The sequence below is a fragment of the Pseudoalteromonas sp. SR45-5 genome (assembly GCF_014163565.1).
GTDB lineage: Bacteria > Pseudomonadota > Gammaproteobacteria > Enterobacterales > Alteromonadaceae > Pseudoalteromonas > Pseudoalteromonas distincta.
Genome location: NZ_JACJDN010000444.1, coordinates 1 through 3455 on the forward strand (window position 1 = coordinate 1; position 3455 = coordinate 3455).

3 protein-coding genes are annotated in these 3455 nt (G+C 39.2%); all 3 read right to left on the reverse strand.

Annotation, left to right across the window (positions count from 1 at the left end; all coding sequences use genetic code 11):
• Positions 1–212: 212 nt before the first annotated feature.
• Positions 213–1193, reverse strand: a complete 981-nt coding sequence (locus H5072_RS14850) for a sensor domain-containing diguanylate cyclase (protein ID WP_182693955.1) — start codon at positions 1191–1193, stop codon at positions 213–215.
• 59 nt (positions 1194–1252) lie between these two features.
• The gene (locus tag H5072_RS14855; protein WP_007581604.1) at positions 1253–2500 is read right to left on the reverse strand and encodes a DEAD/DEAH box helicase; all 1248 of its coding nucleotides are present in this window, start codon (positions 2498–2500) and stop codon (positions 1253–1255) included.
• 177 nt (positions 2501–2677) lie between these two features.
• Positions 2678–3379, reverse strand: a complete 702-nt coding sequence (locus H5072_RS14860) for a DUF3581 domain-containing protein (RefSeq protein WP_024597321.1) — start codon at positions 3377–3379, stop codon at positions 2678–2680.
• Between the last annotated feature and the right edge of the window lie 76 nt (positions 3380–3455).

Here is a 3455-nt window from a genome sequence, read left to right on the forward strand (position 1 = left end):
TTTATGTCCGTACTTTGAAAAATAAATTAAGAAGTACAAGTAAAAATTTGCAGCTTAAGCTATTCATTGAAGCTATTTTTGGTTATTACTCTCAAGCCTTTTTAAGGCAAACCCCATAGAGGAGCACATAACACCAAAAATAAAACCTATCGCAGAAAAAACTAGCCAAGTTTTTGTGGCATGAGTCATGAGTCATGACGAACTTACTTTTATTATTGTGCTTTTTTAGCGAGTCTATACGCTTGTTTATTTTTATACATTGCGTGGTCTGCATCATTTAATAGCGCTTCAAAGGGCTGCTTTTGTTTATTAGTAAAACTATAACCAATGCTGAGCGATAAATCGCAAACACCTTCTTTTAGTAAAGCATTTGTATACTCAGAGGATATTTTATCCATGATGTAGCTAATTTTGCTTTTATCGCTTAATTGCATTACTGCAACAAACTCATCACCACCTAAACGCCCTACTATGTCGGCATCTCTTAAATGGTTTTTTAGCGTATCCGCCAAAATAATTAAGGCTTTGTCACCTACTTCATGTCCAAAGGTGTCGTTTAATTTTTTAAAGTCGTTTATATCAATAAACAAGCAACATACGTCGAAGCCCAAACGCAGTGCTAAATTAAGCTTTTGCTGAGCTAGTAAGTTAAGTGCTCGGCGATTATAAATATCTGTTAATGAGTCTAACATGGCTATTTCGCGCATTTGTTCATAGCTGTAAACAAGCGCTAGGTCGTCTTCAATTAAATCGCGTAGTTGCTCTATGAGCTCAAAGTATTCATCGGTGTAGCTAGTTATTTTAGTGTCTTTTAAGCATAGCGTGCCAAATACTTCACCTTCTGGCCAATGAATAGGTAAGCCTAAGTAGGATTCAACACCGTCCTCAACTACTTCTGGGAGGGTGTTCCATGCATCGTTATTGCTTGCATCATTAACATATAAAATATTATTAGTTTCAGCGACGTGCCGACAAAAAAGAGGAGTTTGATGGGGAAGTATCGGGTTGGTTTCAAAGCTTGAGCCACCTTCGTTATTTCTAATAACAACGCGATAGCCTTTGCTTGTTGCCTGAACTATATAACCAGACGGGGCTGAAAAAAGCCCCGTGATAAGGTCCATTGTTTTTTGCCATTTATGCAAAGATATTTGGCCATCAACACCAGAGAATGCCCATTTATCAGTTTCAAACATTAACTTTACCTCGGCTATTTAATAGCTCCAGTATAGGCAAAAAAGTAAACTAAAAGCTATTATTTACGACGTCTACTTGGCTCTCTTTTACCTGTGATGCGTTTTTTATCGCGATCTTTTCGCGACTTGTTAGTATTTTTACGATTATCTTTTGGCTTTTTATTAGGATCTGGCTCGTAACCTTCTAACCACTGCGGCGTTAAACGCGTATCGAGTAGTACTTCAATTTCTTCTAGCAGCCATTGCTCATCAAGACTTACCAATGACATAGCAAGTCCTTGTTCACCAGCACGACCTGTACGGCCAATACGGTGCACGTAATCCTCGGCAATGTAAGGTAGTTCAAAGTTAATTACGTATCTAAGTGTAGAAATATCTAAACCACGCGCAGCGACATCGGTTGCAACAAGTACGCGTGTAATACCTTCTTTAAAGTTTTGCAATGCACGGTCGCGTGCGCCTTGCGATTTGTCGCCATGGATTGATTCGGTTTTTAAACCATCTTTACACATTTCTTTAGCAAGCTGATCAGCCATTTGTTTTGTGCGAGTAAAAATAAGCACTTGGCGCCAGTTTTTCATGCCAATCATGTGCGATACAAGTTCGCGCTTACGATCCTCATCTACAGCGTAAATAACTTGCTCTACTTCAACCGCAGCTGAGTTACGTTTATCAACTTCAATTAGTTCTGGGTTTTTAAGTAACTTTTTACTGAGTTCAAACACGCTGTCATCAAACGTAGCTGAAAATAGTAAAGTTTGGCGATCGCCCGGGATATGTCGCAATATACGTCTAATTTCATCAATAAAGCCCATATCAAGCATGCGGTCAGCTTCGTCAAACACTAAGGAGTCTACGCTTGAAAGTACCACACTGCCTTTAACTATATGATCAAGCAAACGCCCAGGTGTTGCCACTATAACTTGCGCTGTTTTAAGTGCTTTTATTTGAGGGCCAATACTTACGCCACCATAGGCTAAAGCGCCATTGATATTAGTGCCTTGTGCGTACTTTTCAAAGCTTGCAAATACTTGCTGAGCAAGCTCACGGGTTGGCGTTAAAATTACAACGCGGGCAAGGCCTTGCTCATCTTTTTTAGGGGTATTTAAAAGCTTATGTAATAAAGGTAAAACAAAGGCGGCGGTTTTACCCGTACCTGTTTGCGCGCTGCCCATTACATCACTTCCGGCTAAAATAGGCGGAATAGTTTTAATCTGAATTGCGGTAGGTTGAGTGTAATTATTTTGCTCAATCGCTGTTAATAATAACGGGTCGAGATTAAGTGATGAGAACGTAGTGGCAGACATAGGCTTAGCTTTAAAATAACAAAGAGCGCTATTGTACGCATATTACTGTACTGCGTAAATTAACCAGTCCAGAAAAGTATTTAATCGTGGTTGCTCACTTTCACTTTAGCGCTAAAAACAATAAAAAAGGCGCTAAATAACAGTTGTATTTAGCGCCTTTTATAATTTTATGTAGCTTTAAGCTGGCTTTAGTGTTGCTTTACGTTCGTTGTAAAACGCAATTAAATCATCAACTGTTGCTTGGCAGTATTCGCGAATACCCGAAACCACCATGTGCTTTTCACCACTGCCCACTTTAACGCCGTTTTCTAACAGGTTAAAACGTAGTGTAATTTTTCCGCGCTTACCAGTGTACTCAAAGCTTGGCTCTGCAAATTCAAGTATTGGCGCTGTTATATCAAGGTTATCAAGATTAATAAGCATTGATTCGTAAATTATCATCGGACGAGCAGGGTTTATCATTACCTCTTGCTTGCCCATTAATGGGATAATTACATGCGGAAAGGTAGTACCAGAAAACTCAACATAATTTTTTATTAGACTATTAGTTAGTGCTGGGCATTGGCTGGTTTTACCGCTGCGCTTTACCTTTAAAATGACTTTTTCGCCATTGGTTACATCAAACTCATCGGCTCCCTCAGGGAAATGAAGTTTGGTGTTTTCATCAACCATACCGGCAAAAGTAAATTCCATTTGTTCACTAATACCGTAGCGGTCTAGTACCAATGAAAAAAGTAAGTCTCCTGGCGCGCAAAACTTTTTGGCATCTTTGTCATGAAGTGGATTGTAATCGTCAGCAACGCATTTAGCGAAGCGACAACCCTGCTCACGAGAGATAGAAACATAATCAGCATGCTGCTGAAAAAAAGGACTTAACATAGTTTGTTCACTGCTTAAACTGCTTATAACCTATCTATATTACCAGAAAAAAAATATTGAGAGGTCGAATCTGTTA